This is a genomic window from Priestia sp. FSL H7-0729 (genome assembly GCF_038005685.1).
Lineage (GTDB): Bacteria > Bacillota > Bacilli > Paenibacillales > Paenibacillaceae > Paenibacillus.
This window is the reverse complement of the sequence record NZ_JBBOTQ010000001.1, coordinates 1,467,548-1,473,547: the sequence shown is the minus strand read 5'-3', so window position 1 is coordinate 1,473,547 and position 6,000 is coordinate 1,467,548. Positions and strand designations below refer to the sequence as shown.

The window sequence follows — 6,000 nt, the reverse complement described above, 5'->3', positions numbered from 1 at the left end:
ATGAGGACAGCTGCGGATTGCTGCTGTCCTTTGCCTATCCGGACCGGATCGGGCAACGCCGGGAGGACGGCCGCTATCTGCTGAGCAGCGGCCGCGGCGTACGGCTCGCAGCGACAGAATCGCTGAGCCGTTCAGCGTATCTGGTCGCAGCCGAGGCAGACGACCAGGGCGCAGATGCGCGCATCCTGCTGGCTGCGCCGTTGCAGGAACAGACACTGTTGCTAGCAGGTCAGCACCTGCTGCATAGTGAAGTACAAGTAGCCTGGGATGCCAATACCCGCAGCGTGCGTGCACATAAGAGACTTCGTATTGGAGCCCTTGTGATCAAAGAGAGCAGTATTGCACAGCCACCTGAAGATCAGGTGCTGGAAGCACTGTTGGCCGGAATACGGATGGAAGGGCTGGATTGTCTGCCATGGACAAAAACATCCAGACAACTTGCGGACAGGGTGCGGTTCCTGCATCTCCATGTACCCGAATGGCCTGACCTGATCGAAGATAATCTGACCGAAGAGTTGGCAGAACATCTGACACCTTATCTGACAGGCATGCGATCGGCGGCTGACCTGAAGAGATTGTCGATGCAAGATGTGTTACTTGGTGGTCTGAGCTGGGCACAACGACAACAACTGGACGATGAAGCTCCGACGCATATACAGGTGCCCAGTGGATCTCGTATTCCGGTGGACTACAGCCGTCCAGAGGCTCCTGCTCTGGCGGTGAGATTACAGGAGATGTTTGGACAACAGGAGACACCGCGTATAGCTGGTGGGCGAGTCCCAGTGACCATTCATTTGTTATCGCCGGCTCAGAGACCTGTACAGGTTACACGAGATTTGGCCAATTTCTGGCGAGAGACGTACTTTGACGTCAAAAAAGATCTGAAAGGTCGTTATCCGAAGCACTACTGGCCGGATAATCCACTTGAAGCAGTCGCCACAAATCGGGCCAAGCCACGGGGAAAATAGATAAATGATTATTTTTTTCAGGTATTAACGACTGGGCTCCCAAATGATGTGGCTGACCACCCTCGTCATGAAGCATTGCACTGCGTGCTGGGAGCTGCACGCCAGTGCGAAATTTCATCAGGCTTAGACTCGGATGAACCACAACGTGCAGTATTGTAAATGATCGAATCATACTCATCCGTCAGTAGTCACCCTGTAACCGGGATGTGTCTCCAAACCTGCTGAGTGCATTTTGAACTGCCCTTTCGTCCCGTGTTACTTCAAATTTCCTTTTTGCCACTTGCTGCGTTACTTTGCCTTTTAAGCCCATGTTGCGTCACGTTCGCTTCGCGTGCCCTCGGTTCGCTTGTGGCAAACTTCCGACATGGAACGAGATTCGGGCAAAATCTGCTTTTTAGAGATAATGGGCACGCCTCAGAGCCTGTCTTTAACCCTAGGGAAAGTCGGGGGGAACGGGATAGTAAGATGTTTTGGCCCCTGACATCCTTCAATGTATAACCAGAACCTGAACCTGAGTGCTAACGAACCTGTGACGTCTTATTCAGTGATTTGAAATGGCCGCAACATTCTAAGAAATCTGAAACTCGCTATAGTTGACACTCTATCGTTGGTTGAATAACCAGCCATTCATTACTATCAGCACATACTATATTGCCTTGCAAGCGTTTGAAAGAAACTTGGGCGGGTAATAACATAGCGAACCACTCAATAATATGAGGAGGAATTCACTATGCAGAAGAAAATCGTAGGTGTGTTTAATACAGAACGTGAAGCATCGCAGGCTATCGAGGGTCTGAAAGCACAAGGATTCACTTCAGACGAGATCTCCGTTGTTACGCAAGATCGGGATGAATTAAAAGCGATTCGGGAAGAGACGGGTACAAAAGCCCCTGAAGGTGTGGCTGCGGGTGCAGCAACAGGTGGCGTGCTTGGTGGCGTAGCCGGTCTGCTCGCAGGAATCGGTGCATTGGCCATACCCGGCATAGGTCCCATTTTGGCCGCAGGCCCCATTGCAGCAGCATTTACCGGTGCAGCTGTGGGTGCAGGAGCTGGCGGATTGGTGGGTGGTCTGGTAGGTCTTGGTATTCCGGAAGAGGATGCTAAACAGTATGAGGAGTATGTACAGAATGGCAAAATTTTGCTGCTCGTAGACTCCACCGATCGAGACACCGATGTGTACAATGTGTTTAGCAGCAACAGCCAACTTAATCGGGATAGAGCTCAAGTTCATGGTACAGATGTACCTGCTGAACGACCGGATCTGGATATGGAAGAACGCAGATTGGAAGCCCAAAACAAGGCAGCACGATTCGGTAACAATACATTCCTGTGATCTTGCCACATTCGGCTGATATGAAATAAAACCCAAGGACTTATTATCTGCAAAATGGAATGACATATATGATCCACCAGATGGTCATTAGCCGGTTTCCTTTAGGGAAGCCGGCTTTTGTCCCTGTGTGACATGTGGGCATCCCCATAATGCTGGTGGTGTTTTTACCCAGTCAGACAGGGAATAACAATACATAGAGCAGTACAGCCAAAGCAAGTCCAATCACCAGTAGCATCATTGTAAGAAAACGAATTAAGCCGGTCGATGCCTGAAAGGTTTGTTCATTGATTTGTTTACGCTTCCGATGATAGGCTGCTGCCGAATACAGAATGATGGATATGCCGCCAACCAGAGATGTGATACCTGTAATAATGGCGGCAATATGTGCAAGTCGATCATACGCCGACGAATTGAAGCCAAATCCGGCAGCAAGAAAACCGATGCCCACCATGGCAATACCCGTGCGTACCCAGGCCAGAAAAGTTCGCTCGTTAGCCAGATGCTGTTGGACATACTTGGAATCGGTAGTGGTTACGTCTTTGTCTGTTAACGAAATGTGAATCAACCCCGTTCATTAGTTATACGGCTTCATTGTACGTTGTTTTAATTGCAAAACCAAGAAAGGATGGCTGAATGTATGCCTCGCAAAGAACGAATTACAGAAATAGAAAGTTTAAGGGGAATCGCCTTTGCCGCAGTGGTTCTCCAGCATTCCATCGCACATTACTCTTTGGTCCCGGAAACAAGACTGGAGGATGGCGTGTTACTGGCCATACTGCTGATGCTCTCCAAATTTGCAGTTCCATTATTCATATTCATAACAGGGATGGTGCTGTTTTATAACACGGGAGACAAGCTGCATTATGGCCAGTTCATGAGAAAAAGAGTAAACGATGTCATCGTGCCTTATCTGATCTGGTCACTTATTTATTTTACACTTGCACCGCGTGGCTGGACCGGATTTGGATGGAATGACATTCCGGACCTAGGCCTGAAGTTGATTACTGGCAAAACGACTTCACACTTTTGGTACATTATTATGCTGATCCAGTTTTATTTGTTATTTCCGCTCTTCTTGCGTGCAATTCGTTATGTATATAACCAATATGAGGCCACGGGCCGTTTGATTGCTCTGCTCATTTCGGGTGTTGTGTATCTTGTGCTTGCGGACCAATTAAGAAACATTGCCAAGTTCATGGAATGGCTGAATATCCCGGTGCTGACAGATGCTTTTACAACGTATGCAGACCGGAATTTCCTCTATTTCTTTATTTATTTTGTGCTTGGTGCAGCAGCCGGGTTATCCGTGCAGTACTGGAATGAATGGATTCATCGGTTACGCTGGGTATACTGGATGGTGTTTATCGTTCTGGGACTTCGGTTTACATATCTATTAATGCTGGAGTTTCAGAAGCCGGAGGGAATCAAAATTACATTTTACACAGTCAGTCTGATCCGCCCTGATATGGCGCTCTTTCTGATCGCTTCCATTATGGTCATGTACCAGTTGGCCGGGAAACTGCATAATCTCAGGGCTGTACGATTGCTCGGATGGATTGGTGGTGTATCGTATGGCGGTTATCTGATGCATATGTTGATGCTGCGATACAGCTATATTCCGGATGAGTTGTTCTATGTCGCTATGGGCTGGAATCCTGTCGTTCGCATGATCATTACTTGGTTGCTCGCTCTTGCACTATCCTGTGTACTGACATGGCTCATCTCTCGTGTAAGCTGGGGAAAATGGATTGTGGGAGCCGTGCCAAAATCTGTCCATACCAAATGAATCCATCAACATATGAAAAATTCTCAACAGAATCAGCTGTACAGGATTTTACAGGATTGTACAGGGTGTATCCCGCTAAAGAAATACAGAATTCAGTATTACAGGCAACAGAGAAATCAATAATGCAGGCTACTCAGGATTTAGTAACAAAGGCAACAGAGGACTCACTATACAGGCCACTCAGGATTCATGTATGCAGGATACAGGATTCAGGAGTACCAATGTAACAGCCTCCGCACAGTATGATTAGGATTCAATCGAACGAATCGCTGAGTGCCTGAAATAAAACAACCTTTCAAATACGATTTAAAATTTCAATACATGAAAAATTCACAACAGGAAGCCTCTTTCCGTGCTACCTCAGGTTATCTGACATCCAAGCGATTTCTTGCTCGCTTCCTTATGAAGAAGAATAAAAGGGAGGAAAAGCGGAGAAAGATGGCAGAACCCGAACATAAGTTTTATAATACTAGATATATAGGTTCTGACAGGAGGGGGAATGAACGTGGCTTTTATGATTGCACAGCGGGCATTTATCAAGCTGTATCTGATTACGATGGTTGAACAGCACAGGGGGTATGGTTACGAGATGCTGGAGGCGATGAAGCAGGAATTCAAAGACTACGGTTATGTTCCACCCCAGAGCGAGGTATATCGGGCACTACATGAATTGGTACAGCAGGGGGTCTTTTATCGCACGAAGAAGCTGAAGGGCAATGATCCGAAGGTCGATTTTCAGGAAATCGTTTTATATCATTTCACGGATGATGGTGCGGAGAAAGCTGAGTTATACAAGAAACAGGTCAAAGCGGATCTGGATCGTTGTCTAGGCATGTTACACAAGGCAGAAGAGGACAATTACGGTACGAAAGGAAGATGAGCATGAACAGACAGTTACAGTGGGGTGTACTCGGTACGTCAAACATTGCCAAAAATGCAGTCATTCCCGCGATCCAGCAGTCCGAACGTGGTGAGGTGTTGGCGATTGCCAGCCGCAGCAAAGAAAAGGCGGAAGCCCTTGCTGAAGAACTGGGCATTGCCAGATCGTATGGCAATTATGAAGAGCTCATCGCAGATCCGGATATCGAAGCCGTCTATATTCCTTTGCCTAACCATATGCACAAAGAATGGACCATCAAAGCTGCACAGGCTGGCAAACACGTGTTGTGTGAGAAACCAGCTGCCCTGAATGCAGATGAATCAGCAGAAATGATTAAGGCGTGTGAGCAGCAGGGTGTTCTTTTTGCAGAAGCGATTATGTATCGATATCATCCCAAGCACAGACGTGTGCAAGAGATTATAGCCAGTGGAGAGATTGGTATCGTCAGAGCCATCCATGGCAACTTTACCTGTAATACCGCTGATGACAAGGAAAATGTAAGGTTCAAAAGAGAGATGGGCGGCGGGTCTTTGTTCGATCTAGGCGTATATCCGATCTCGGCAGCCCGGATGTATCTGGGACAGGAACCGGAAGCGGTGACGGTACACGCGTTATTCTCGGACGAGCATGATGGCGTGGATATGATGGCCTCGGGACTGGTAGAATTTCCGAATTCGGTAGCCTTAACTTTTGACTGTGGCATGTGGGCTTCAGGGCGAGCGGAGATGGAGATTCTCGGGACGGAGGGGCGGATTGAACTGCCAAAAGTGTTTGGCTGGGAGAACAGCGATATTCCACCTCAGATCATCATTCATACCGATTCGGTCAGCCGTGAGGAGCGTGTATCGGTATCAAATTCATATGTTCTTCAGGTAGAAACGTTTGCAACGGCTGCACTTGATGGAGAGGCATTGCCTTTCAGTCCGGAAAATACCATTCAAAACATGCGTGTTATTGATGCGTGTCTGGAATCAGCGCGAACGCGTCAACGTGTGCAACTGATTGATTAGATTTAGGTCAAGTTAATTTAAAT

Annotated in this window: 6 protein-coding genes; 5 read left to right on the top strand and 1 reads right to left on the bottom strand. The window is 47.7% G+C overall.

Annotation, left to right across the window (positions count from 1 at the left end; genetic code table 11):
* A partial coding sequence (locus MHH93_RS06265) for an ATP-dependent helicase C-terminal domain-containing protein (RefSeq protein WP_500053285.1) occupies window positions 1–968 on the top strand: 968 nt, incomplete at its 5' end.
* A gap of 730 nt (window positions 969–1,698) precedes the next feature.
* Window positions 1,699–2,301 (top strand): general stress protein, encoded by a 603-nt coding sequence (locus MHH93_RS06260; RefSeq protein WP_500053284.1) that lies wholly within the window; start codon window positions 1,699–1,701, stop codon window positions 2,299–2,301.
* 172 nt (window positions 2,302–2,473) lie between these two features.
* On the opposite strand, the gene MHH93_RS06255 is transcribed toward MHH93_RS06260, so the two are convergent.
* Window positions 2,474–2,866, bottom strand: a complete 393-nt coding sequence (locus MHH93_RS06255) for a YidH family protein (protein WP_500053283.1) — start codon at window positions 2,864–2,866, stop codon at window positions 2,474–2,476.
* Between the two features lie 72 nt (window positions 2,867–2,938).
* On the opposite strand from MHH93_RS06255, the gene MHH93_RS06250 reads away from it, so the two are divergent.
* The 3 genes from MHH93_RS06250 (at window position 2,939) to MHH93_RS06240 (ending at window position 5,977) form a co-directional block, all read left to right on the top strand.
* Window positions 2,939–4,087, top strand: a complete 1,149-nt coding sequence (locus MHH93_RS06250) for an acyltransferase (RefSeq protein ID WP_500053282.1) — start codon at window positions 2,939–2,941, stop codon at window positions 4,085–4,087.
* Between the two features lie 505 nt (window positions 4,088–4,592).
* Window positions 4,593–4,967, top strand: coding sequence for a replication termination protein (locus tag MHH93_RS06245; protein ID WP_500053281.1), 375 nt, complete (start codon window positions 4,593–4,595; stop codon window positions 4,965–4,967).
* 2 nt (window positions 4,968–4,969) lie between these two features.
* Entirely contained in the window at window positions 4,970–5,977 is a 1,008-nt protein-coding gene (locus tag MHH93_RS06240; protein WP_500053280.1) for a Gfo/Idh/MocA family protein, read from the top strand.
* Window positions 5,978–6,000: the final 23 nt, after the last annotated feature.